We start from the raw sequence: 23123 nt of genomic DNA, 5'->3' as shown, positions 1-23123 counted from the left end.
CCGCGCCCTAGCTTCCGCCCGCACTGAGCTGCGGAGCGCGGAGATCACATGGCCTATCGGTCGTTGCGGGAGTTCATCGGCAAGCTGGAGGCCGCCGGCGAACTGGTGCGCGTGACCGAGCCGGTGTCGTCCGTGCTGGAGATGACCGAGATCCAGCGCCGCCTGTTGGCTCAGGGCGGCCCGGCGGTGATCTTCGAGAACGTGATCCGCGCCGACGGCGAGCGGTCCTCTATGCCGGCGATGGTCAACCTGTTCGGCACGGTCAAGCGGGTCGCCATGGGCGTGACCCTGGGCGGAGAGGAACGCACCACGGCGGCGGACCTGCGCGAGGTCGGCGAACTGCTGGCCTTCCTGCGCGCGCCCGAGCCCCCGCGCGGGCTGAAGGACGCCTTTGAGATGCTGCCGCTGGCCCGCACGGTGATGGCTATGCGCCCGCAGGTGGTGAAGAAGGCGCCCGTGCAGGACGTGGTGCTGACCGGCGCCGACATCGACCTGACCAAGCTGCCGATCCAGACCTGCTGGCCGGGCGAGCCCGCGCCGCTGATCACCTGGCCGCTGGTGGTCACCAAGGGGCCGTCGGACAGCCGCGAGGACGACTTCAACCTGGGCATCTACCGCATGCAGGTGCTGGGCAAGGATCGCACCATCATGCGCTGGCTGGCGCATCGCGGCGGCGCCCAGCACCACCGGCGCTGGAAGGCGGCCGGTCGGCCCGAGCCGCTGCCGGCCTGCGTGGTGATCGGCGCAGACCCCGGCGTGATCCTGGCCGCCGTGACCCCGGTGCCCGACACCCTGTCGGAGTACCAATTCGCCGGCTTGTTGCGCGGGGCCAAGGTCGAGCTGGTGGCCGCCAAGACCGTGCCGCTGATGGTGCCCGCCGAGGCCGAGATCGTCATTGAGGGCCACGTCCTGCTGGACGAGTACGCCGACGAGGGGCCGTACGGCGACCACACCGGCTACTACAACTCGGTCGAGCAGTTCCCGGTGTTCCAGGTCAGCGCTATCACCATGCGCCGCGACCCGATCTACCTGACCACCTTCACCGGCCGCCCGCCGGACGAGCCCAGCATCCTGGGCGAGGCGCTGAACGAGGTGTTCATCCCGCTGCTGCGCCAGCAGTTCCCGGAGATCGTCGACTTCTGGCTGCCGCCCGAGGGCTGCAGCTACCGCATCGCCGTGGTGTCGATGAAGAAGGCCTACCCCGGCCACGCCAAGCGCGTGATGATGGGCGTCTGGAGCTACCTTCGGCAGTTCATGTACACCAAGTGGGTGATCGTCGTGGACGACGACATCGACGCCCGCGACTGGAAGGACGTCATGTGGGCGATCGCCACCCGCATGGACCCGGCACGCGACGTGACCCTGATCGAGAATACCCCCATCGACTACCTGGACTTCGCCTCGCCGGAGTCGGGCCTGGGCTCGAAGATCGGCCTCGACGCCACCAACAAATGGCCGCCAGAGACCAGGCGCGAATGGGGCGTCGAACTCGGCATGGACGAAGGCGTGATCGCCACGGTCACCGAAAAGTGGGCTCGCCTGGGCCTGCCCGGCGACGGCGCGCCGCTGAAACGCTGAGCCTGTCGCAAGGCTTGCGCTTGTGCGGCGATCGCGCACAACTGCGCGCGGGTCGCGGGGGCGGCTTGAGGACACCAGGTTGATGGATCCGGCGACATCGGCCAATGCGGCCGCCCTATGGGTGGGCCTGCACCTCTTCCTGCTGCTGACGCTCTCGGTGCTGGTGGTGCGTCAGCGCAGACTTCACCACGTGGAAATCGGCGACGGCGGCGGCGAGGCCCCGTCGCTGGCGCGCGCGATCCGCGCATTCGGCAACGCCGCCGAATACATACCCGCCGCGCTGATCGCCCTGGTCGTGCTGGCTGCGGTCGGCGCAGCACCCCTGGCCATCCACATCACCGGCGTGATCCTGTTCGGCGGCCGCGTCACCCACGCGGTGGGGGTTTCGATCTCCTCGGCGGCGACGCCCGCCCGATCGGTCGGGATGCTGGCCACCTGGATCGCCTACGTCTTCGCTGGTGTCGCGCTGATCTTCTACGCGATCCTTTGAACGTGCTCGCGCGCTTGTGCCGGCATGCGCGCTCCGCCATATGGCGCTGATGGATGAAAACCTGCTTGAAGACGTGGTGAAGGCGGCGCTGGCCGCCGGCGCCGACGCGGCCGAGGCCGTCGGCGCCGATCGCCGCGCCCTGTCGGTGACCGTGCGGCTGGGTGAACTCGAAGAGGTGGAGCGCGAGGAATCCCGCGACCTCGGCCTGCGGGTCTTCGTCGGCCGCCGCCACGCCACCGTCTCCGGCTCCGACATCTCCGCCGAGGCGCGCGCCAAGCTCGTCGAGCGCGCCGTGGCCATGGCCAGGCTTGCGCCGGAGGATCCCTACTCCGGCCTCGCCGACCCCGAGCTGCTGGCCCGCGGACCGCTGCCCGACCTCGACCTGTTCGACGCCGAAGAGCCCTCGCCGGAAGACCTGGAGGCGCGCGCCCGCATTGCCGAGGACGCCGCGCGCACCGTGGAGGGCGTGGTCAATTCCGACGGGGCCAGCGGATCATGGTCGTCCAACCAATGGCGGCTGGTGACCAGCGGCGGGTTCTCCGCTCCCCACCGGGCGTCAGCCTTCTCGCTGGGCGCCTCGGCGATCGCCGGCGACGGCCAGGTGATGGAGACGGGCCACGACTATCGCACCGTGCGCTGGCGCGCCGACCTGCCGGCGCCCGAGTGCCTGGGAACCGAGGCCGGCCGCCGCGCGGCCCAGCGACTGGGTGCGCGCAAGATCGACTCGACGACCGCCCCGGTGATCTTCGAGAACCGCCTGGCCTCGTCGCTGATGGGGCCGCTGATCGGCGCCATCGCCGGCCCGTCGATCGCCCGCGGCACATCGTTCCTGAAGGACAAGCTGGGCCAGCAGCTGTTCGCCAAGGGCGTCAATGTCATCGACGACCCGCACCGCCTGCGCGGCCTCGGGTCCTCGCCGTTCGACGACGAGGGCGTCGCCAACCGCCGCCACGCCCTGATCGACGACGGGGTGCTGACCACCTGGCTGCTGAACTCCAGCTCGGCGCGCCAGCTTGGCCTGACCACCACGGGCCATGCGTCTCGCGGCCTGGCCGGCCCGCCCGGCGTCGGCCCGTCGAACCTGACCCTGCAGCCGGGCGACGCCGACCGCGCCGAGCTGATGCGCCAGGCCAAGGAGGGCCTGCTGATCACCTCGATGTTCGGTCCGTCGTTGAACGGCAATACCGGCGACTGGTCGGTGGGCTGCTCCGGCTTCTGGTTCGAGGACGGCGAACTCGCCTATCCGGTCACCGAGATCACCGTGGCGGGCAACCTGCTCGACATCTTCGCCCGCATGATCCCGGGTTCGGACCTGGAGATCCGCGGCGCCTCCAACGCGCCATCGATCCTGGTCGACGCCCTGGCGATCGCCGGACGATGACCGCCGCCGCCGACCTCGCCTTGATCCTGGAGGCGGCGAGGGAGGCTGGCGAACTGGCGCTGAAGATGCGCGATGCAGGGCTGCAGATCGCCTACAAGGCCGGCGACTCGCCGGTGACCAACGCCGACCTCGCCGCCGACGCCCTGCTGAAGCGGCGACTGGGCGAGGCGCGCCCCGACTACGGCTGGCTTTCGGAAGAGACCGCCGACGACGATCGTCGGTTGTCCGACCACCGCCTTTTCGTGGTCGACCCCATCGACGGCACCCGCGCTTTTCTGGGCGGCCAACCCTGGTGGGTGGTTTCGGTGGCGGTGGTCGAGGGCGACCGGCCCAGCGCCGGCGTGGTCTTCGCCCCGCAGCTGGACGAGACCTACGCGGCCAGCGCCGGCGGCGGCGCCACCCTCAACGGTCAACCGATCCGCGTCAGCGACACCGATGTCCTGGAGGACTGCGCCATTGTCTCCAACGCCCGGCTGTTCAGCCGCGACGGCTGGCCGACGCCGTGGCCGCCCATGCGCGTGGCGTCGCGCAACTCCACCGCCTATCGGATGTGTCTGGTGGCGGGCGGCACCTTCGACGCGGCGCTGACTCTGATCCCCAAGCACGACTGGGACCTGGCGGCCGCCGACCTGATCGCCGGCGAAGCCGGCGCGGTGGTCTGCGATCATCTGGGACATCCGTTCGCCTACAACCGCCCGACGCCAAGGCAGTCCAGCCTGCTGTGCGCCAACCCGCGCATCGCGCCGTTGATCCTCGACCGGGTCCGGCATATCCCGGTCGCTCAACCTCGCCCCTGACAATCCGATCCAAAGCCTGGAACACCGACCATGCCCGACTCCCAGCTCCTCCACCTGGTCATCGGCGGCGAACTGAAGGACCTGAACGGGACCACGTTCCGCGATCTGTCCAAGGTCGATCTCGTCGGCGCCTATCCGAACTACGGCGAGGCGCTGGCCGCCTGGCGCGGCAAGGCCCAGTCGACGGTGGACAACGCGCTGATGCGCTACTTCATCATCCACGCGCACAAACTGCTGAATCCAGAAGACGACGACCACGACCACGCGCACTGACCGCTCAGGCGCGCGCGAACTGATCGATCAGGGTCGCTCCCTTCCAGACCTCGACGTGGACGCAGCTTGCGTGCTCGGCCAGCAGGGCGTCCGCCTTGTGTCGCACGGCGGGCATCGGGGCCATCAGCACCTCGATCACCGACGCCACGCCGTCGGCGCGCACCCCTAGCAGGGTGTAATAATCCTCGGCATCGTTGACGCTCGCCATCATGCCGGCGAAGCTTAGCCGGTGCAGTCTGCGGGGTCTGTCCGCTAGGCGACATCCGAGATCATTCGCGCCGCAGCACCTGGTCTGTCAGCAGCTTGCCCCACCAAAGCGCGCGGAAGTCGGCCTTGATGCCGGCCGGATCGTAGGCGGGGCTCTCCACCCATTCCAGGAACGACAACCCGGCAGGCTCGCCGACCTCGAGATAGCGCTCAAAGGTGTAGTCCAGCACCCCGGTCTTGCCGGCCCTCACATGCAGATAGCGCAGGTCGAGCTGCTCCAGCGCCTCGCGGATCGTCTTGCCCTTACGAAAGTGCATGTAGAACACGCTCATGATGCCGGCCCGATCCGCGCCGGACTTGCAGTGCATAAGCGCCGGGTACTCGATGGTCTCGAACAGGCGCTTGGCCCCCAGCACCCGCTCGCGGCTCGGGACCTCGCGCGAGGTGATGGTGAAGTCCACAAGGGTCAGGCCAAGTTTCGCGCAGGCGTCCTTCTCCAGGGCGTGGAAGCTCGCGTCGAACCCGCCGCGCAGATTGACGATGGTGCGCACCCCGCGCGCCTTCCAGGCCGCCAGCTGGAACGGCCAGGGCTGGTTGGTGCGCACCAGCTCGTCGCTGATCCAGTGGGCGTTGGAAAAGCCCAGCCGCAGATAGGCGTGGTCGTTCCAGAGATAGTCGAGATAGGTCCGTGTGCGCCCCTCGGGCGTGGTCAGGTCGAACGTCTTAGCCTGCGGCGACATTTCGCCTACCTAAGCGTTTCGTCGCGTGGACGCAAAGACGCCGCTTCCCACGGGCCGCGAGCCTTGTGACAATCACGACGCGACGATGCAGGAGCACCCCATGGCCGGTCTCAAGGACAAGCGCGGCTTTATCGACAAGGACCGGCTGGACCTGTCGGAGCGCAAGGCGGTGGAGTTCTGGATGAAGCGCTGGGGCGTCACCCGCGACCAGCTCACCGCCGCCCACAGGAAGGCCGGTCGGATGACCAAAGACATCGCCGCCGAGCTCGGCAAGAAACGCTGAGGCGGCCCACGGATATTTAACCGCGCCGGATCGTTATCAGAGTTATGAGCGTCGCCTTCACCCGTGAGGAAGACAGCGAGGCCGCCGCGGCCGACCTGCCCGACCGTCCGATCTCGCCGCACCCGAATCTGGTGACGCCAGAAGGGCTGACCCAGCTCGAGGCCGGGCTCGCCCAGGCGCGCGCCGCTTATTCGGCCGCCCAGGCGGAAGGCGGGGTCAGCACCGACCGGACGGCCATGGCGCGCGCGACCCGCGACCTGCGCTACTTCGGCGCCCGGCGCGCCTCCGCCCAGTTGATCGAAAAGCCCAAGGCCCTGGACCGCGTCGCCTTCGGTTGCACGGTGACGTTCGAGCGCGAGGATGGGCGGATCCAGAGTTTCCGCATTGTCGGCGAGGACGAGGCCGACCCCGCGGCCGGCAGCGTCTCGCACGTGTCGCCGCTCGCCCAGGCCGTGCTTGGCAAGGAGATCGGCGACGAGGCGATCGTCGCCGGGCGCACGGTCGAGATCACCGATATCGCCTAGCCCATTGACCCCGCGCAACGATGCGCCGCTTGGATGGGGATGCCCAGGGAAACCGTCTACATCGTCCAGGCCTATATCGCCGGTCGCGGCAAAGGCCTGAAGGCCGAGCAGCAGGTGGGCTGCAAGACGCCGGAGGAGGCCCGCCGCAAGGCCGAACGGCTCGCGCCGCTGCGTCTAGGCGTGGTGGCCTTCGCGGTGTCGGCGGACACCGAAATGGGCGACTACGACGAGAATCCCACCATCCTGTTCAAGGCTGGCCGCCTGCCGCCGCCATTCGACGACGACTGACGACGCCCGCGCCTCGGCCGGCTTGACTTCGCGGCTCCGACGTCCGACCCCAGGACGATGAGCGAGAGCGCCCACAGGCCTGCTGACGCCGAACTTTCGGCCCGCGCCCTGGTGGCCCGCGTGTGGAAGGTCTATCTGGCGCCGCGCTGGAAGACCCTGGCGCTGGCGCTGGTCGCCGCCGTCGCCGTCGCCGTTTTCAGCGCGAAGCTGGTGCAGATCCTTGAACCGGCGATCAACGATCTGCTGGTTGACCACAAGCCCGGCGCGCTGGTGATCATCCCCCTGACCATCGCCGCCTACGCGATCGGCCGGGGCCTCGCCCAGGTGGTGCAATCGACCCTGGTGAACCAGCTAGGCAACGCCGTGGTCGGCGACGTCCAGGTGCAGTTGTTCGGCAAACTGGTGCGCGCGGACCTCGCCCGCCTGCGCACCCAGCACTCCGGCGCGCATGTCGCCTCGGTGCTCTACGACGCCGGGCTGATCCGCGAGGCGGCGACCGCCGGCGTGGTCAACTACACGCAGCACCTGTTGATCGTTATCGGCGCGATCACCGTCATGGTGTCGAACGATCCCTGGCTCTCGCTGGGGCTGGTGGTCGCGGCCCCGGTCGCCAGCAGCATCATGCGCCGTTTCTCGCGCCGCTCCAGCAAGGCCGCGAAGGGGGCGATGGCGGAGACTTCGGCGCTGTCCACCGCGATCATGGAGAGCCTGGACGGCGTGCGGGTGGTCAAGATCGAGAACCGCGAGGCCTTCGAGGAGGCCCGCGTCGCCGAGGTGGTGGCGCGTCGCCAGCGACACCTGGTGCGCGGCGCCAACGCCCGCGCCAGGGCGGCTCCGGCCACCGAGACGCTGATGACCCTGATCACCGCCGGCGTGCTGGCCTACGCCGGCTGGCGGGCGATGAGCGGGGCGACCAATGTTGGCGCTTTCGTCGCGTTCATGACGGCGCTCGGGATGGCTTCACAGTCGCTGCGCCAGCTCGCGAACCTGCAGACGGTGATGGCCGAGGGACTATCGGCGGCGCGGCGTTTGTTCGCCGCCCTCGACGTCGAGCCGGAGGTGCGCGAGGAGCCGGGCGCCACGCCTGCGCCGCGCGGGCGTGGGGCGATCCGCTTCGAAGCCGTGGACTTCTCCTACCGCGACGGCCCCCCTGCGCTGGAGGCGATCGCGATCGAGGCGGACGCAGGCGAGACCGTGGCTCTGGTCGGCCCCAGCGGCGGCGGCAAGACCACCATCCTCAACCTGATCCCGCGCTTCTACGATCCCTCCGCCGGCCGCATCACCCTGGACGGCGCGGACATCCGCAGCATCACGCTCGCCTCGCTGCGCGAGCACATCGCCCTGGTGACCCAAGAGCCGTTCCTGTTCGACGACACCATCCGGGCCAATATCGCCTACGCTCGGCCCGCCGCGCCGGCGCATGAGATCGAGGCCGCCGCCAAGGCGGCCGCAGCGCACGAGTTCATCCTGGCGCTGCCACAGGGCTACGACACCAGCGTCGGCGAGGCCGGGGCGCGTCTGTCCGGCGGCCAGCGCCAGCGCATCGCCATCGCCCGCGCCTTCCTCAAGGACGCCCCGATCCTGTTGCTCGACGAGGCGACCAGCGCCCTGGATGTCGAGAGCGAGGCCCAGGTCCAGGCGGCGCTGGCGCGTCTGATGAGCGGGCGCACGACGCTGCTCATCGCCCATCGCCTGAGTACCGTGCGCGGCGCCGACCGCATCTATGTCGTCGACAGGGGCCGGATCGTCGAGCAGGGCGACCACGCCTCGCTGCTGCGGGCCGGCGGCCTCTATACGCGGCTGGCGCGGGGCCAGGATCTGGAGGCGGAGACCGCGGCGTGAAGGGATGGCTGCGCAACGCCCGAGTCCAGGCGCTGCTGGGCCTGATCCTGGCCGGCTACCTGAAGCTGATGCTGCGCACCATCCGCTGGCGTCACGAGAACCTGGAGTGCGTGGAGCCGGTGCTGGCCGGCGATAGCGGCGCGCTGGGCCTATTCTGGCACGGCCGTGTGCCGCTGTGCCTGGCGATGGCGCCGCAGTGGTGGCGCAAGCGGACCCACGCCCTGATCTCGCCCTCGGCGGACGGCGAGTTCCTGGCCCAGGCCCTGGGGCGGGCCGGGTTTCCGGCGATCCGCGGCTCCTCGGCCAAACGGGGCGACGCCGCCAAGGCCCGCGCGGTGGTCGCGGCATTCCGGGAGGCGCTCACCTGGGTGAAGGGCGGCGGCGTGCTGATCGTCACCCCCGACGGGCCGCGCGGCCCAAACGAGGTGATCGCCGCGGGTTCCCTGCAGATCGCCCGGCGGACCGGCGCGCCGGTGTTCCTTGTGGGCATCGCCGCCTCGCCGTCGCTGTCGATGAACACCTGGGACAGGGTGATGGTCGCTCCGCCCTTCGCCCGCGGCCAGGTGGTGTGGGACGGGCCGCACCACGTGCCGGCCGACGCCGATGAGGACCAGGTTGCGGCGCTGGCCGCCGACTGGTCGGCGCGGCTCTCGGCCGCCACCCGGCGCGCAGAGGCCCTGGCGGCCGGCCAGTCGCATTGATCCGACGCGCGCAGGGTGAGACATAGGGCGCATGGCGCACGCCCATGACGCTCATGACCATGACCACGCAGCCCACCACGCGGGCGCTCACAGTCATGCCCATGGCCACCATCACGCGCCGGCCGACACGACGGGCCGCGCCTTCGCGATCGCCGTTGTCCTGAACGCGGGCTTCGTGCTGGTCGAGGCGGGCATCGGTTTCTGGGCCGGTTCGCTGGCGCTGCTGGCCGACGCCGGCCACAACCTCTCCGACGTGCTGTCGCTGATCATGGCCTGGGGCGCGATGGCGTTGGCCAGAAAGGCGCCGGCCGGCCAGCGCACCTATGGCCTGCGCAAGGCGACGGTGCTGGCTTCGCTCGCCAACGCGGTGTTGTTGCTGCTGGCGGTGGGCGCGATCGCCTCGGAGGCCGTGCGTCGCTTCGCTGACCCCGCGCCGGTGGCCAGCGGCCTGGTGATGATCGCGGCCGGCGTCGGCGTGGTGATCAACACCGCCACCGCCCTGCTATTCCTGCGCGGCCGGCGCGACGACCTGAACGTCAAGGGTGCGTTCCAGCACATGGCCGCCGACGCGGCGGTGTCCCTCGCGGTCGTCGCCGGTGCGGCTGCGATCATGTTCACCGGTCAGACCTGGATCGATCCGGCGCTTAGCCTGGTGATCGTCGTGGTGATCGTGCTGGGCACGCTGAGCCTGCTGCGCGACTCAGCCGACCTGGCCCTGGACGCAGCGCCCCGCAACATCGACGTGGCCGCTGTGCGCCACTGGTTGGGCGCGCTGCCGGGCGTGGTCGAGGTGCACGACCTGCACATTTGGGCCATGAGCACTACGGAAACCGCGCTCACCGCCCATGTGATCCGCCCGGCGAACGACGACGGCGACGCCTTCCTGCATGGCGCCTGCGAGGGCCTCGCCGAGCGGTTCGGCATCGTGCACTCGACCCTCCAGGTGGAGACCGATGGAGCCGCCTGCCGCCTGGCCCCCGCCGAGGTGGTGTGAGCCCGACGCCTGCGCTGCTCCGGCTCTACGCCGCGGCCAGCAGCCTGCTCGAACCGCTGGCGCCGGCGCTGCTGCGGGCCCGGGCCCGGCGCGGCAAGGAGGACGCGACGCGCCTGCACGAGCGCCTCGGCCACGCGACGATCCCCCGCCCCGCTGGCGACCTCGTCTGGCTGCACGCCGTCAGCGTCGGCGAGAGCCTGTCGGTGTTGCCGCTGGCCCAGGCCCTGTGCGCGCGTCGTCCGGACATCTCCGTGTTGGTCACCTCCGGCACGGTGACGTCCGCACAGGTGCTGGCCGAACGCCTGCCGCGCGCCGTCATCCATCAGTTCGCCCCCGTGGACGGGCCGGCGGCGACGAGGCGCTTCCTCGACCACTGGCGGCCCTCGCTGGGCGTGCTGGTCGAGAGCGAGCTGTGGCCGAACCTGATCCTCGGCGCGGCGGCGCGCGGCGTGCGCCTGGCCCTTGTCTCGGCGCGGATGACCGAGGCCAGCGCGCGCGGTTGGGGTCGAACCGCCGGCGCGGCGCGCCGTGTGCTGAGCGCCTTCGACCTGATCCTGCCGCAGGACGCCGACACCGAGGCGCGGTTGAAAAGATTGGGCGCCGAGGTCGGGCCGAGGCTGAACCTGAAGCAGATCGCCGCGCCCCTGCCCTGCGATCCCGCCGCGCTCGCCGACCTGCGCGCACGCCTCGACGGCCGCCGCGTGGTGCTGGCGGTGAGCACCCATCCCGGCGAGGAGGCGATCATCGGCCGCGCCTTCGCACGCGTCTCCGCATCCCGACCGGATCTGGCGCTGATCGTCGTTCCCCGCCATCCGGCGCGAGGCGCGTCGGTCGCGGCCGACCTCGCGGCGGCGGGGCTGGAAGCGACACGGCGGTCTGCCGGCGCTCAGCCCGGCGCGGGCGCCTATGTGGCCGACACCCTGGGCGAACTCGGCCTGTTCCTGCGCATTGCAGACCTGGTGGTGATGGGCGGCAGCTTCGTCGACGGCATCGGCGGCCACAACCCGCTGGAGCCGGCCAGGTTGGCGCGGGCGATGATCACCGGCCCCTACGCCTTCAACGCACGTGAGTTGTACGACGAGCTGTTCGCCTGGGCCGGCGCGGCGGAGGCGACCGACGAGGCCGCCCTGGCCCGCCACATGGCCGGGTTCGCAGACAACCCTCAGGTCGCCCGGCGCACTGGCGAGGCGGCGCTGGCCTGCGCCGAACGCCAAGGTCAGGCGTTGGACCGCGCGCTGGCTCTGCTGGAGCCGCTGCTGCCATGAGGCTGGCCACGCCCCGAGGATGGTATCGTAAGGCGCGCCCTTCGCTGGCGGCGCGGCTGCTGCTGGGCCCGCTGGCGGCGATCTGGGCCGGGGAGACCCGTCGGCGGATCGCCGGCGCCACGCCCGTCGCGCCGCCGATCCCGGTGATCTGCGTCGGTAATCTGACCCTGGGCGGGACCGGCAAGACGCCAGTGGTGCGCGAGATCGTCCAGCGTCTGCGCGCCGCCGGCGTCGAGGCGCACGCCCTGTCGCGCGGCTACGGCGGACGATTGTCCGGCCCGGTGCGGGTCGACCCGACGATCCACGGTGGCTTTGATGTTGGTGACGAGCCGCTGATGATCGCCGCGAGCCTGCCGATGTGGATCGCCCGCGACCGGCCGGCAGGCGTTGTGGCCGCGTCGCAAGACGGAGCCGCCGTGGTGGTGATGGACGACGGCCACCAGAACCCCTCGCTACGAAAGGCGCTGTCGATCGTGGTGGTCGACGCCGAGACCCGCTCCGGTGAATGGCCGTTCGGCTCGGGCGCAGTGTTCCCGCTGGGGCCCATGAGGGAACCGCTGGCCGAGGGCCTTGCGCGCGCCGACGCCGTCGTGCTGCTGGCGCCCGCCGATCTCGACGCGCTGGATCCTGAGCTCATGGCCGCCTTGCGCGGTCCGGTGCTGCTGACGGCGAGGCTGATCGCCGACGCGCCGCCGCCGCCGGGATCGCAGATCGGCTTCGCCGGCGTCGGCAAGCCGTGGAAGGTCGAGCGCGCCCTGCTGGCCGCGGGTTGCGACCTCGTCGGTTTCGAGGCCTTTCCCGACCACCATCCCTATGCTGAAGCCGACCTGCAGCGACTGGCCGCCCAGGCAGGCAGGGCCGGCGCAGGACTCGTCACCACCGAGAAGGACTGGGTGCGGCTGCCGCCAGAATGGCGGACGCGCGTTGTCGCCTGGACCGTGCGCGCCGCGTTCGACGACCCAGCCGCGCTGGACGCCCTGCTGGCGAGCGCGCTTAAGCCCTAGAACTTCGCGCCGCTCTTGCGGGCGAAGCCTTCGGCCGAGTCCAGCAGGCCGCTGACGCGCGAGCCCTGGGCGCCGGCCAGCGGGCTGTTGGCGGTGCCGTCGCGCACGCGGCCCACGATGCCCTGTAAGATCGCCGCCAGCCGAAAACTGCTGTAGGCGGCATACCAGTTGAGGTCAGGCATCGAGCTGCGCCCGGTCAGCCGCGCATATTCGCTCGCGTATTCCTCCGCCGTCGGGATGCCGTGGGCCTTCAGGTCCTTGACCGTGGCGACGCCGCCATTGGTCCAGTTCATCAGCAGGTGGGTGAAGTCGGCCAGCGGATCGCCTAGCGTCGCCAGCTCCCAGTCCAGCACCGCGGCGACCCGCGATTCCGTGGGGTGGAGCACCATGTTGTCCAGCCGGTAGTCGCCGTGGACGATCGATGTCCGCTCCTGCGGCGGCACGCTGGCGGACAGCCACTCGCTCAGCCGGTCGAACTGCGGCATCGGCTCGGTCTGCGAGGCGCGGTACTGCTTGGTCCAGCGGTCCACCTGGCGGGTCATGTAGTTGCCCGGGCGGCCGAAGTCGCCAAGCCCGATGGCCTCGTAGTCGGTGTTGTGCAGGTCGGCGAGCGTCTTGAGCTTGGCCATGTAGATGTCGTGGCGCTGCTGCGGCGTGTACTCCGGCAGGGTCTGGTCCCAGAGGATCCGCCCCTCGACCATCTCCATCACGTAGAACATCGTGCCCAGCACGTCGTCGTCCGTACACAGAGCGTACGGACGCGCTACCGGGAAGCCTGTGGGATAGAGCGCACTGATAACCTTGAACTCGCGGTCCATGGCGTGCGCCGACGGCAGCAGCTTGCCGGGCGGCTTGCGGCGCAGGACGTAGCTGCGGTTCGGCGTCACCACCTGGTAGGTCGGGTTGGACTGGCCGCCCTTGAACTGGCGCACCTCAATGGGGCCCTGGAAGCCCTCTACGTTGGCGTCCATCCAACGCGTGAGCGCGTCCTCGTCGAACCGATGTCGCTCGTCGACGGTCTTCACGCCGGTGTTGAGCTGTTCATGTTCCCAATCGACGGCCTTGGCCATGATCCATCCTAAGTTTTGTTGATCGACCTTACCTCCCCTGCCCGGGAAGGCGAGGCTCTCGTTACAGCGCGCGCCAGCCGATGTCGCGGCGATGGAAGCCGCCTGGCCAGTCGATGCGGTCGACGCAGGCATAGGCGCGGTCCACCGCCTGGCGCAGGTTTGCCCCGCTGGCGCAGGCGTTGAGCACCCGCCCACCGGCCGCGCGCAACGTCCCGTCGGCGTCGCGCTTGGTGCCGGCGTGGAAGACGTGCGCCTGCTCGCCGAAGTCCTGCTCGGCTCCGCGAATGATCGAACCGCCCAGCGGACTGTCAGGATAGCCGTCGGCGGCCATCACCACGCAGACCGCAGCCTCGTCCCGCCACACAGGCGTCGGAAGTTCGGCCAACCGGCCGTTGGCGCAGGCCCAGAGATAGGGGACGAGGTCGCTCTCCAGCCGCAGCATCAGCACCTGGCATTCCGGGTCGCCGAAGCGGACGTTGAACTCCACCAGCTTCGGCCCCTCGCGGGTCGCCATCAGCTCGACGAACAGCACGCCGCGATAGGGATGGCCTTCCGAGGCGACCCCGGCGAAGGCCGGCGCGGCAAGGCGCTCCATCGTCTGGGCGATCAGCTCGTCGGTGAACACCGGCGCGGGCGAATAGGTCCCCATGCCGCCCGTGTTGGGACCGATCTCGCCGTCGAAGGCGCGCTTGTGGTCCTGGGCGTCGCCGAACGCCATCACCGTGTGTCCGTCGCAGATCGCGAACAGCGAGCCGATCTCGCCCTCCAGGAATTCCTCGATCACCACCCGCGCGCCGGCCGCGCCGAACCGGCCGCCCAGCGTCTCTTCAATGGCGGCCTCGGCGGCGCCACGATCCTCGGCGATCACCACGCCCTTGCCAGCCGCCAGGCCGTCAGCCTTGATCACGTAGGGCGGGGTGAATGCAGCCAGCGCCGCCTTGGCGGACGCCACGTCGTCGCAGACCTGGTAGCGGCCGGTGGGCAGGCCATGGCGGTCGCAGAACGCCTTGGTGAAGGCCTTGGAGGATTCAAGCTGGCCCGCCGCGGCGCTCGGGCCGAAACAGGGAATGCCGGCCGCTTCAAGGGCGTCGGCGAGGCCGGCGGCGACCGCCACTTCCGGCCCGACGACCACCAGGTCGGCGGCGATCTCGCGCGCCAACGCGGTCATGCCAGGGACGTCGTCGACCTTGACGTCGCGCACCTCGCACAGCGTGGCGATCCCTGGATTGCCCGGCGCAGCCACCATGCGCTTCAGCAGCGGCGATGATGCGATCTTCCAGGCCAGCGCATGCTCGCGCCCGCCGGATCCAACCAGCAGGATGGTGAGAGGAGAGACGTCCATGCGCCCGCGTTTCGCGCGCGGCGACGGCGGGGTCAAGCCTGACGCCCCGGCGCCTTAGCCGTCGAGATCCAACGAGTAGCCGGCGGAGCGCACGGTGCGGATCGGGTCGGCCTGAGCCTCGTCGTTCAGCGCCTTGCGCAGCCGGCCGATATGCACGTCGACGGTGCGCGCCTCGACATAGACGTCCGAGCCCCAGACCGCGTCCAACAGCTGCTCGCGGCTGAACACCCGGCCCGGGTGCTGCATCAGATAATCGAGCAGACGGAATTCGGTGGGGCCCAGGTGGACCTCCTTGCCGCCGCGCTTCACCCGGTGGGCGACGCGATCGACGATGATGTCCCCGCGGTGCAGGCGATCCTCAGCCAGGCCCGGTCTTAGGCGGCGGAGCACCGCGCGGATCCTGGCGATCAGCTCGCTCATCGCGAATGGCTTGACGATGTAGTCGTCCGCGCCGGTATCGAGGCCGCGGATACGGTCGCTTTCCTCGCCCCGCGCGGTCAGCATGATGATCGGCACGTTGCGCGTCTCAGTGCGTTGGCGGAGCCGGCGGCAGACCTCGATCCCGGAAATCTTCGGCAGCATCCAGTCGAGCACCACCAGGTCCGGCAGCTTCTCCTGGATCTGCAGCAGCGCGTCCTCGCCGTCAGGCGACAGGGCGACCTGATAGCCTTCCTTCTCGAGGTTGTAGTGCAGCAGGGTGGCGAGGGCGTCCTCGTCCTCCACCACCAGGATGTTGGGCGTCACTGGGCGGGCCTCAGGGGTTCAACGCGTCAGTCTTGGGACGCTTGGAGATCATCTCTTCGCCGGTGATCTCGTAGTGGACGATCTCGGCGATGTTGGTGGCGTGGTCGCCGATGCGCTCCAGGTTCTTGGCGATGAACAGCAGATGGGCGCAGGCGGTGATCGTGCGCGGATCGCCCATCATGTAGGTCAGCAGTTCGCGGAACAGGCTGTTGTAGTGCTCGTCCACCTCGTCGTCGCGCGACCACACGGCGACTGCGCGCTCCACGTCCGCGCCGGTGTAGGCGTCCAACACCTCCTTCAGGCGCAGCACCACCAGGCGTCCCATGCGCTCGATCGAGCGGGTCAGGGGCGTCATCGGCTCGGACTCGACGATCACCAGCGAGCGCTTGGCGATGTTCTTGGCGAGGTCGCCACAGCGTTCCAGGTTGGTGGCGATCTTCATCGCCGCCACGGTGCGGCGCAGGTCGTGGGCCATGGGGCCGCGTAGCGCGATCAGCCGGATCGCCTTGCGCTCGATCTCGGCCTCGAGCGTGTCGAGCCGGTCGTCGCGGCCGACCACGGCGGACGCCAGCGCCTGGTCGCGCTTGACCACCGCGTCCAGGGCGTCGGCCACCTGGGCCTCGGTGAGGCCGCCCATGCGGGCGCACTCGGCGGTGAGGGTGTTGAGCTCGTCCTCGAAGGATTTGACGATGTGCTCGTTCATGTGCGCGACGCCTGTGATGGGTGGGCTCAGCCGAACCGGCCGGTGATGTAGTCCTGGGTGCGGCTGTCCCGCGGGTTGGTGAACATCTCGTCCGTCGGCCCCGCCTCCACCAGCCTGCCCATGTGGAAGAAGGCGGTCTTCTGGGACACCCGCGCAGCCTGAGCCATCGAGTGGGTGACGATAACGATGCAGTACTGACGGCGCAGCTCGTCGATCAGTTCCTCGATCTTGGCGGTGGCGATCGGGTCGAGGGCCGAGCACGGCTCGTCCATCAGGATCACCTCAGGGCTGACGGCGATGGCGCGGGCGATCACCAGGCGCTGCTGCTGCCCCCCCGAGAGGCTGGAGCCCGACTGGTGCAGGCGTTCGTGCACTTCGTCCCACAGGCCCGCACGTCGGAGCGAAGCCTCGACGACGCCCTCAAGTTCGCTCTTGGACGACGTCAGGCCGTGGATGCGTGGACCGTAGGCGACGTTCTCGAAGATGGTCTTGGGGAACGGGTTGGGCTTCTGGAACACCATGCCGACGCGGGCGCGCAGCACCACCGGGTCCAGCGCCTTGTCGTTGACGTTCTCGTCGTCGATCTCGATGCGGCCATCGACCCGCGCGCCGGGGATCGTGTCGTTCATCCGGTTGATGCAACGCAGGAAGGTGGACTTGCCGCAGCCCGACGGGCCGATCAGCGCCGTCACGGCGCGCTCGGCGACGTCCAGCGACACGTCGAACAGGGCCTGCTTCTCGCCGTAGAAGACGTTGACGTCGCGGGCCCGCACCTTGATCTGGCCGGTGGGCGCGTGCGCGACCGCGGAGTCCACCGCGATGTGCATGTGCGCCGGCTCGTGGGCGTCTGTGTCGTCGCGGTTGGCGGGCATCGTCGTCCTCGGCGTCTGGCTCGGATAGGTCGTCATGCGGATCACCACCGGCGTTCGAAGCGGCGGCGAAGGATGATCGCCGCCAAGTTCATCAGGATCATGAACGCCAGCAGCACCATGATGGCCGCGGCGGTTCGTTCGTGGAAGGCGCGTTCCGAGGCGTTTTCCCAGATGAAGACCTGCACCGGCAGCACGGTGGCCGCCTGGGTGAAGCCTTCGGGAACGCCGGGAACGAAGGACACCATGCCGATCATCAGCAAGGGTGCGGTCTCGCCCAGGGCATGGGCCATCGACAGGATCGCGCCGGTCATGACGCCGGGCATGGCCAGCGGCAGGACGTGGTGGAACACGGTCTGGGTCTTCGACGCGCCGACGCCCAGGGCCGCCTCACGGATCGACGGCGGCACCGCCTTCAGCGCCGAGCGCGTGGCGATGATCACCGTCGGCAGCGCCATCAGCGCCAGCACCAGGCCCCCGACCAGCGGCGAGGATCTGGGCGCGGCCAGCCAGTTGATAAACACCGCCAATCCCAGCAGGCCGTAGACGATCGACGGGACGGCCGCGAGGTTGTTGATGTTGACCTCGATCATGTCGGTCCAGCGGTTCTTCGGTGCGAATTCCTCGAGATAGACCGCGGCCATCACCCCGATCGGCACGGCCAGCAGGGCGGTGACGATCAACATCATCGTCGAGCCGACCACCGCGCCCAGCACGCCGGCCTGTTCGGGCTCGGTGGAGTCCGAGCGCGTGAAGAAGCCGGTGTTGAAGCTGGTGACGATCGCGCCCGAGGACTTGAGCTTGTCCAGCCAGTCGAGCTGGCGATTGTCGAGCTTGCGGTCTTCCTCGGCCAGGGCGCGCTTGAGTTCACCTTTGTAATAGAGCGCCGCGTCCGCGCGCATCGGGCCGGTGACGGATATGGTCTTGCCGATCAGGGTCGGGTCGGCCCGCACCTTGGCCATCAACTGGAAGCCCAGGTCGTTGGAGATCAGCTCCATCACCTTGGACGAGGCTTCGCCCAGGTCGTCGTCACGTTCGCCGACCTTGGCCAGGATCGCGTTGGCCACCAGCATGTCGAAGTTGGCGCCGCCGATGTCGCTGGCGCTGACCCGCGCCGGGTCGATGAAGACCTGGGCGGTGATCCGGTAGTCGACGAAGGTGGAATAGCCCTGGGCGACGATACGCACCATCAGCAGCGCCAGGAACGACAGCGCCACGACAATGGCGAGCTGGCCGTAGAACTTGAACCGCCGCTCCTGCGCATGGCGCGCCTTGAGCCGGGCTTCGACCGAGGCGCGCAGGGTCGCTGCGCGCGCCGCGGTCGGGGAAATGGCCGCGTCAGTCATATTGCTCCCGATATTTCTGGACGATGCGCAGGGCGATGATGTTCAGCGCCAGCGTCACGACAAAGAGGGTGAGCCCCAGACCGAAGGCCGAGAGCGTCTTGGGGCTGTCGAATTCCTGATCGCCGGTCAGCAGGGTGACGATTTGCACGGTCACCGTGGTCACGGTGTCCAGTGGGTTGAGCGTGGTCTTGGCCTGGAGGCCCGCGGCCATGGTGACGATCATGGTCTCGCCGACGGCGCGCGAGACGGCCAGCAGCATGGCGGCGACCACGCCCGGCAGGGCGGCGGGCAGCACCACCTTCTTGATGGTCTCGGAGCGCGTGGCGCCCATCGCCAGGCTGCCGTCGCGCAAATGCTGCGGCACGGCGTTGATGATGTCGTCGGACAGCGAGCAGACGAACGGGATCAGCATGATCCCCATCACTCCGCCGGCCACCAGGGCCATCTGGTTCTGCACCTGCATCAGATAGACGCCGAGATCGTTCAGCGGGCCGCCGGCGAGCTGGGCGCCCAGCGCGTTGAAGCCTGCGCGGAACAGCGGGCCCACGGTGAGGGCGGCGAAGAAGCCGTAGACCACCGTCGGGACGCCTGCGAGGATCTCCAGCAGCGGCTTCACCACGCTGCGGGTCAGCGGCCGGGCGTATTCCGACAGGTAGATGGCGGCGAACAGGCCCACGGGCGCGGCCACCGCCATGGCGATCAGCATGATCAGGAAGGTGCCGGCGAACAGCGGCAGCGCGCCGAACGCGCCCTCGCTGGCGAACTGGTCGGCGCGCATGGCGATCTGCGGATCCCACTCGCGGCCGAACAGGAAGTGGATCGGCGAGACCACTTGGAAGAAGCGCCAGCTCTCCCAGGCCAATGAGGCGATGATCCCCACCGTGGTCAGCACCGCCACCACCGACGACAGGATCAGCACACCGGCGATCCAGCCCTCGACGCGGTTTCGGGCGCGGAACTGGTGCGCCACGCGGCGGCGCGCCAGGGCGAATCCGCCGCCGGCCATCAGGGCGGCCAAGGCCAGCACGCCCAGCCGCATCCCCTGTTCGAGAGTGCGCGCTTCGACCGCCTTATCGGCAAGCGCCGCTTTCAGGCCGCCCTCGTAGACCGTCTGGCTGAGCGGCAGGCCGTGGGCCTGGGCGCGAGCGTCGTCGAAGAATACACCCTGTTGCAACGGATCCAGCGCGGCGACCGCGGCGGGAACCTCGGCGCGCAGCATCGCCGCCTCGATCCTACCGCCGAACGCGCCGGCCACGATCAACAGCAGCGCGGCGGGCGCGAACGCCCACAGGGCCACATAGGCGCCGTGATAGCCGGGCCGCGAATGTGGGCGGCCCTGGGCCGGATCCAGTCCGCGCACGAGCCGTTCGCGGCCGGAGCGGAAAGTGAAGAGCGAGAAGGCGATTAGCGCCGCGAGGGCGATCCAGGTCAGCATCAGGCGTTCGCCATGGCGGTGAGCTTTCGCAAGCGTCCGGTCCCCCCGAGAGACCGAGCCGGAACCTGCCCAGCCTTTGCAGACCTAGCGCGACAGTTTCATGACACTTTTGTCGCAAGCCCCGTGGCGGCGCTGGGCACGGCCCCTTCGGCCATGGGGAAATAGGCGGTGAAGGCCGCGCCCTTTCCAGTCCGGCTCTCCACAGTCAGACCACCGCGGTGGCGGTTGATGATGTGCTTGACGATGGCCAGGCCCAGGCCCGAGCCGGACCGTTCGCCGCTCTTCTGACCCTCGATCCGATAGAACCGCTCGGTCAGCCTGGGCAGGTGCTCGCGCGCGATGCCTGGGCCATCGTCGCTGATGCGGACCGCGACAAAGGTCCGCGGGCCGGGGTCGGGCAGCAGCAGGGGAAAGCGCGCCGAGGATTCTCCACCCGCCATCAGCGCGTCCGCCGGAACGCCGGTCTCGACCGACACCCGCACCTGTCCGCCATCGACGGAGTACTTGATCGCGTTGTGCGCGAGGTTCTGCAGCACCTGGATGATCTGGTCGCGGTCGCCGACCCCCAACGCCGCGCCCACCGCCGGAAGGGCGCGCTCGAAACGCACCCCGCGCTCATCGGCGAGCGGCGCCAACGCGTCCAGCACATCGCCCACCGCCAGCGTCAGATCCGTCGTCTCGCAGGGCGCGTTGTGTTCGTTGAGCTCGATCCGGCTGAGCGACATCAGGTCGTCGATAAGCCGCGACATCCGCGCCGCCTGGGCCTGCATGATCCCCAGGAAGCGCTCGCGCGCCGCCTCGTCGGTCCGCGCATGGCCGCGCAGGGTCTCGATGAAGCCGGCGAGCGAGGCCAGCGGCGTGCGCAGCTCGTGGCTGGCGTTGGCCAGGAAATCGGCGCGGGTGCGCTCAACCCGGCGCATCTCGGTCTCTTCGCGGAACACCATCAACGCCAGCCGCGCGCCGGCGGGCGTCGCCCCGAGCGAGCGGGCGAGCACGCGGAAGATGCGGTTCTGCACCACGCCGGTCTCGTACATCGCCTCGGCCTCGCGGGCGTCGAACAGGGCTGCGTCGACCGCCTCCAGCACCTCGGGCCGGCGCAGGACGGTGACCAGCACGCCTTCGCTCTTCTGCAGGCGCAGCAGGTCTCGAGCCGCGGCGTTGGCGTAGACGAAACGTCGCCCCGTCAGGTCGTCACGCTCCTCGGCGACGACGACGAGCACGGGATCGGGAAGCATGTCGGCGATCACGCCGTACGGCGATTGCGCAGTCACGCCGACCAGCGGCGCCGGTCCGGTCAGCGCCGGCGGCGTCGCGTCGCGCCGGGCGGCGGCGACGCCAAGGGCGGTGGCCACGCCGGCGATCAGCATCAGGGCGAGCCCCACGCCGGTGGGCGCCGCGCCGGTGATCGTCAGCGCCGCCAAACCCGCAAGCCCGGCGCCGCCCGCCACGAGGACAGGTCGGATGTGCGGCGGAGGCGTTTGCGGCGATGGCACTCGAATCTCCCGAACAGGGGCGAATCATCAGCCAAGCGCCTTCGCATGTCACGGAGATGACGGCTCCGGCGCGCCTGTCAGGAATTCTACGGGGCAGGCGAGCCAATCTCTATTGTCTCGATAGGTTTTGTAGGGTCTTACGGCGCCGTACTGCTTTTCGAGGACCGAGGGGGCTCATCCGCTATGACGTGGAGACACAAATTGATGACCGGGGCGGCCGTAGCCGCTCTGTCGTGGCCGGCGGCAGCCGCCGCGGATCCGGCGACGGACGCTCGCATCGCCGCGCTCGAAGCGCAGGTCAATGCGCTGTCTGCGCAGATCGCCGACCTGAAGGCGAGCACCAGCGGCGACGTCGAGACGCTGACCGCGCAGGTGTCGGACCTTAAGACGTCGAGCGCTGCTGACGTGGCCGCGTTGCGCACCGAATCCCTGGCGACGACCGTGTCGCTGGCTAACGGCCGGCCGACCTTCGCCAGCAGCGACGGCGCCTTCACCGCCTCCCTCCGTGGCGTGTTCCAGCTCGACGCCGCCCACTACGACCAGGACTCTCCTGGCCCGCTGGCCACCGATTTCCGCCGCGGTTCGGTCAATGACGCCGCTGAGAACGACCGCGCCCGCGACCTGAACGACGGCGCCAACTTCCGCCGCGCCCGCATCGGCATCGAGGGCAAGGCGTTCCGCGATGTCGAATACAACTTCCTCTACGACTTCGGCGGCTCTGGCGTCGAAGAGGCCGGCAAGATCAGCGCCGCCTGGGTGCAGTACAACGGCCTAGGCAAGGTGCGTCTGCGCATCGGCGCGTTCTCGCCGCCGGCCGGCCTGGAAGAAGCCGTCTCCACCAACGGCTCGCTGTTCGCCGAGCGCGCGTCACCGTCGGAACTCGTGCGCGGCATCGCCAGCGGCGACGGCCGGACCGCGGTCGGCCTGTTCGCCAACGGCGATCGCTGGAACGTCTCGGGCGCGCTGAGCGGCAACGTCATCGGCGCCCAGACCTTCGACGAACAACTTGCCTTCGTCGGCCGCGCGGCTTTCGTGCCGTTCCTGCGCGACAACGCCTTGATCCACCTGGGCGTGAACACCTCGATCGTGCTTTCGCCCGCCGCCACCGCGCCCGACGTGGCCGGCGCAGCGCCGACCACACTGCGTCTGCGAGACCGGCCGGAACTGCGCGTCGACGGCACGCGGCTGGTCGACACCGGCAATATCGACGCCGACGGCCTCGTCGAGATCGGCGCCGAACTGGGCGGCCAGTACAAGAATTTCTACGGCCAGGCCGAGTACTTCGACATCAAACTCGATCGCAAGGGCGCGCTGTCCGATCCCAAGTTCAAGGGTTGGTACGTGCAGGGCGGCTGGACGATCACTGGCGAGAAGCGTCGCTACGCTATCGCCAGCGCGACCTTTGACAGCCCGCGCCCCGACAAGCCGTTCAATCCGAAGGACGGCGGCTGGGGAGCCTGGGAGCTCGGCCTGCGTTATTCCAAGCTGGACCTGAACTTCAACGAAGGCGCCCCAGGCACGGCGGCCGTCGCCTCGGCGATCCGCGGCGGCGAGCAGGAGATCTTCACCGTCGGGCTCAACTGGTACCTGAACAACGTGCTGCGCTTCCAGGCCGCGGTGCAGGACGTGAAGGTCGACCGGCTGTCCGCCGGCGGCTCGACGTTCATCGCCGGCTCCACACCGCCAGCGGGCGCCCAGGTCGGACAGGACCTGCGCATCTATTCGCTGCGTACCCAGTACGCGTTCTGACATCC

General features: G+C 69.6%; 24 protein-coding genes. 14 read left to right on the top strand and 10 right to left on the bottom strand.

The window, feature by feature from the left end:
* The first annotated feature begins 48 nt into the window (after positions 1-48).
* From Q8R27_RS08070 to Q8R27_RS08050, 5 genes are all read left to right on the top strand, one after another.
* Positions 49-1578, top strand: coding sequence for a UbiD family decarboxylase (locus Q8R27_RS08070; RefSeq protein ID WP_305698528.1), 1530 nt, complete (start codon positions 49-51; stop codon positions 1576-1578).
* Positions 1579-1660: 82 nt separating this feature from the next.
* Complete coding sequence (locus Q8R27_RS08065) at positions 1661-2068, top strand: MAPEG family protein (protein WP_305698527.1); 408 nt, start codon at positions 1661-1663, stop codon at positions 2066-2068.
* Between the two features lie 49 nt (positions 2069-2117).
* Positions 2118-3449, top strand: a complete 1332-nt coding sequence (locus tag Q8R27_RS08060) for a TldD/PmbA family protein (protein WP_305698526.1) — start codon at positions 2118-2120, stop codon at positions 3447-3449.
* Entirely contained in the window at positions 3446-4246 is an 801-nt protein-coding gene (locus Q8R27_RS08055) for a 3'(2'),5'-bisphosphate nucleotidase CysQ (RefSeq protein WP_305698525.1), read from the top strand. Before Q8R27_RS08060 ends, Q8R27_RS08055 begins: the two co-directional genes overlap by 4 nt.
* A gap of 30 nt (positions 4247-4276) precedes the next feature.
* Complete coding sequence (locus Q8R27_RS08050; RefSeq protein WP_305698524.1) at positions 4277-4519, top strand: DUF4170 domain-containing protein; 243 nt, start codon at positions 4277-4279, stop codon at positions 4517-4519.
* A gap of 4 nt (positions 4520-4523) precedes the next feature.
* On the opposite strand, the gene Q8R27_RS08045 is transcribed toward Q8R27_RS08050, so the two are convergent.
* Together Q8R27_RS08045 and Q8R27_RS08040 are read right to left on the bottom strand one after the other, a co-directional pair.
* Positions 4524-4727 (bottom strand): hypothetical protein, encoded by a 204-nt coding sequence (locus Q8R27_RS08045; protein WP_305698523.1) that lies wholly within the window; start codon positions 4725-4727, stop codon positions 4524-4526.
* Positions 4728-4788: 61 nt separating this feature from the next.
* On the bottom strand, positions 4789-5466 hold the full coding sequence (locus Q8R27_RS08040; RefSeq protein ID WP_305698522.1) for a protein tyrosine phosphatase: 678 nt from the start codon (positions 5464-5466) through the stop codon (positions 4789-4791).
* Positions 5467-5566: 100 nt separating this feature from the next.
* Between Q8R27_RS08040 and Q8R27_RS08035 the strand changes: the two genes are divergently transcribed.
* Genes Q8R27_RS08035 through lpxK form a run of 8 tightly spaced genes read left to right on the top strand, consistent with a single transcriptional unit; the run spans position 5567 to position 12367 of the window.
* Complete coding sequence (locus Q8R27_RS08035) at positions 5567-5749, top strand: DUF3606 domain-containing protein (RefSeq protein ID WP_305595171.1); 183 nt, start codon at positions 5567-5569, stop codon at positions 5747-5749.
* 44 nt (positions 5750-5793) lie between these two features.
* Positions 5794-6273, top strand: a complete 480-nt coding sequence (gene greA / locus Q8R27_RS08030; RefSeq protein ID WP_305698521.1) for a transcription elongation factor GreA — start codon at positions 5794-5796, stop codon at positions 6271-6273.
* Positions 6274-6312: 39 nt separating this feature from the next.
* The gene (locus Q8R27_RS08025; RefSeq protein ID WP_305698520.1) at positions 6313-6561 is read left to right on the top strand and encodes a hypothetical protein; all 249 of its coding nucleotides are present in this window, start codon (positions 6313-6315) and stop codon (positions 6559-6561) included.
* A 57-nt stretch (positions 6562-6618) separates the two neighbouring features.
* Positions 6619-8403 (top strand): ABC transporter ATP-binding protein, encoded by a 1785-nt coding sequence (locus Q8R27_RS08020; protein ID WP_305698519.1) that lies wholly within the window; start codon positions 6619-6621, stop codon positions 8401-8403.
* Positions 8400-9104, top strand: a complete 705-nt coding sequence (locus Q8R27_RS08015; protein WP_305698518.1) for a lysophospholipid acyltransferase family protein — start codon at positions 8400-8402, stop codon at positions 9102-9104. The genes Q8R27_RS08020 and Q8R27_RS08015 overlap by 4 nt, the downstream gene beginning before the upstream one ends.
* 31 nt (positions 9105-9135) lie before the next feature.
* Positions 9136-10098, top strand: a complete 963-nt coding sequence (locus Q8R27_RS08010; protein WP_305698517.1) for a cation diffusion facilitator family transporter — start codon at positions 9136-9138, stop codon at positions 10096-10098.
* Positions 10095-11363: a 3-deoxy-D-manno-octulosonic acid transferase gene (locus Q8R27_RS08005; RefSeq protein WP_305698516.1), complete on the top strand. Its 1269-nt coding sequence runs from the start codon at positions 10095-10097 to the stop codon at positions 11361-11363. Before Q8R27_RS08010 ends, Q8R27_RS08005 begins: the two co-directional genes overlap by 4 nt.
* A complete protein-coding gene (gene lpxK, locus Q8R27_RS08000) occupies positions 11360-12367 on the top strand; it encodes a tetraacyldisaccharide 4'-kinase (protein ID WP_305698515.1) in 1008 nt (335 codons plus the stop codon). The genes Q8R27_RS08005 and lpxK overlap by 4 nt, the downstream gene beginning before the upstream one ends.
* Here lpxK and Q8R27_RS07995 read toward each other — a convergent pair.
* From Q8R27_RS07995 to Q8R27_RS07960, 8 genes are all read right to left on the bottom strand, one after another.
* Positions 12364-13437, bottom strand: coding sequence for a phosphotransferase family protein (locus Q8R27_RS07995; RefSeq protein ID WP_305698514.1), 1074 nt, complete (start codon positions 13435-13437; stop codon positions 12364-12366). The genes lpxK and Q8R27_RS07995 overlap by 4 nt on opposite strands.
* Before the next feature lie 61 nt (positions 13438-13498).
* On the bottom strand, positions 13499-14779 hold the full coding sequence (purD, locus tag Q8R27_RS07990; RefSeq protein ID WP_305698513.1) for a phosphoribosylamine--glycine ligase: 1281 nt from the start codon (positions 14777-14779) through the stop codon (positions 13499-13501).
* 54 nt (positions 14780-14833) lie between these two features.
* Positions 14834-15523 (bottom strand): phosphate regulon transcriptional regulator PhoB, encoded by a 690-nt coding sequence (gene phoB / locus Q8R27_RS07985; protein ID WP_305698512.1) that lies wholly within the window; start codon positions 15521-15523, stop codon positions 14834-14836.
* Between the two features lie 10 nt (positions 15524-15533).
* On the bottom strand, positions 15534-16226 hold the full coding sequence (phoU, locus tag Q8R27_RS07980) for a phosphate signaling complex protein PhoU (RefSeq protein ID WP_305595159.1): 693 nt from the start codon (positions 16224-16226) through the stop codon (positions 15534-15536).
* A 26-nt stretch (positions 16227-16252) separates the two neighbouring features.
* Entirely contained in the window at positions 16253-17053 is an 801-nt protein-coding gene (pstB, locus tag Q8R27_RS07975) for a phosphate ABC transporter ATP-binding protein PstB (protein WP_305698547.1), read from the bottom strand.
* 86 nt (positions 17054-17139) lie between these two features.
* Positions 17140-18441: a phosphate ABC transporter permease PstA gene (gene pstA, locus Q8R27_RS07970; RefSeq protein WP_305698511.1), complete on the bottom strand. Its 1302-nt coding sequence runs from the start codon at positions 18439-18441 to the stop codon at positions 17140-17142.
* Positions 18434-19876 (bottom strand): phosphate ABC transporter permease subunit PstC, encoded by a 1443-nt coding sequence (gene pstC / locus Q8R27_RS07965; protein WP_305698510.1) that lies wholly within the window; start codon positions 19874-19876, stop codon positions 18434-18436. Before pstC ends, pstA begins: the two co-directional genes overlap by 8 nt.
* Before the next feature lie 98 nt (positions 19877-19974).
* Positions 19975-21369, bottom strand: coding sequence for an ATP-binding protein (locus Q8R27_RS07960; RefSeq protein WP_305698509.1), 1395 nt, complete (start codon positions 21367-21369; stop codon positions 19975-19977).
* A 204-nt stretch (positions 21370-21573) separates the two neighbouring features.
* Here Q8R27_RS07960 and Q8R27_RS07955 point away from each other — a divergent pair, with 204 nt between their 5' ends.
* A complete protein-coding gene (locus tag Q8R27_RS07955) occupies positions 21574-23118 on the top strand; it encodes an OprO/OprP family phosphate-selective porin (protein WP_305698508.1) in 1545 nt (514 codons plus the stop codon).
* Positions 23119-23123: the final 5 nt, after the last annotated feature.

The sequence above is a fragment of the Phenylobacterium sp. genome, assembly GCF_030697305.1.
Lineage (GTDB): Bacteria > Pseudomonadota > Alphaproteobacteria > Caulobacterales > Caulobacteraceae > Phenylobacterium.
This window is presented reverse-complemented; position numbering and strand designations above follow the sequence as displayed.

Coding starts and splice junctions, on each gene's coding strand:
- Q8R27_RS08070 (WP_305698528.1), top strand. CDS start 49: ATGGCCTATCGGTCGTTGCGGGAGTTCATCGGCAAGCTGGAGGCCGCC.
- Q8R27_RS08065 (WP_305698527.1), top strand. CDS start 1,661: ATGGATCCGGCGACATCGGCCAATGCGGCCGCCCTATGGGTGGGCCTG.
- Q8R27_RS08060 (WP_305698526.1), top strand. CDS start 2,118: ATGGATGAAAACCTGCTTGAAGACGTGGTGAAGGCGGCGCTGGCCGCC.
- Q8R27_RS08055 (WP_305698525.1), top strand. CDS start 3,446: ATGACCGCCGCCGCCGACCTCGCCTTGATCCTGGAGGCGGCGAGGGAG.
- Q8R27_RS08050 (WP_305698524.1), top strand. CDS start 4,277: ATGCCCGACTCCCAGCTCCTCCACCTGGTCATCGGCGGCGAACTGAAG.
- Q8R27_RS08045 (WP_305698523.1), bottom strand. CDS start 4,727: ATGGCGAGCGTCAACGATGCCGAGGATTATTACACCCTGCTAGGGGTG.
- Q8R27_RS08040 (WP_305698522.1), bottom strand. CDS start 5,466: ATGTCGCCGCAGGCTAAGACGTTCGACCTGACCACGCCCGAGGGGCGC.
- Q8R27_RS08035 (WP_305595171.1), top strand. CDS start 5,567: ATGGCCGGTCTCAAGGACAAGCGCGGCTTTATCGACAAGGACCGGCTG.
- greA (WP_305698521.1), top strand. CDS start 5,794: ATGAGCGTCGCCTTCACCCGTGAGGAAGACAGCGAGGCCGCCGCGGCC.
- Q8R27_RS08025 (WP_305698520.1), top strand. CDS start 6,313: ATGCCCAGGGAAACCGTCTACATCGTCCAGGCCTATATCGCCGGTCGC.
- Q8R27_RS08020 (WP_305698519.1), top strand. CDS start 6,619: ATGAGCGAGAGCGCCCACAGGCCTGCTGACGCCGAACTTTCGGCCCGC.
- Q8R27_RS08010 (WP_305698517.1), top strand. CDS start 9,136: ATGGCGCACGCCCATGACGCTCATGACCATGACCACGCAGCCCACCAC.
- lpxK (WP_305698515.1), top strand. CDS start 11,360: ATGAGGCTGGCCACGCCCCGAGGATGGTATCGTAAGGCGCGCCCTTCG.
- Q8R27_RS07995 (WP_305698514.1), bottom strand. CDS start 13,437: ATGGCCAAGGCCGTCGATTGGGAACATGAACAGCTCAACACCGGCGTG.
- purD (WP_305698513.1), bottom strand. CDS start 14,779: ATGGACGTCTCTCCTCTCACCATCCTGCTGGTTGGATCCGGCGGGCGC.
- phoU (WP_305595159.1), bottom strand. CDS start 16,226: ATGAACGAGCACATCGTCAAATCCTTCGAGGACGAGCTCAACACCCTC.
- pstB (WP_305698547.1), bottom strand. CDS start 17,053: ATGCACATCGCGGTGGACTCCGCGGTCGCGCACGCGCCCACCGGCCAG.
- pstA (WP_305698511.1), bottom strand. CDS start 18,441: ATGACTGACGCGGCCATTTCCCCGACCGCGGCGCGCGCAGCGACCCTG.
- pstC (WP_305698510.1), bottom strand. CDS start 19,876: ATGCTGACCTGGATCGCCCTCGCGGCGCTAATCGCCTTCTCGCTCTTC.
- Q8R27_RS07955 (WP_305698508.1), top strand. CDS start 21,574: ATGACCGGGGCGGCCGTAGCCGCTCTGTCGTGGCCGGCGGCAGCCGCC.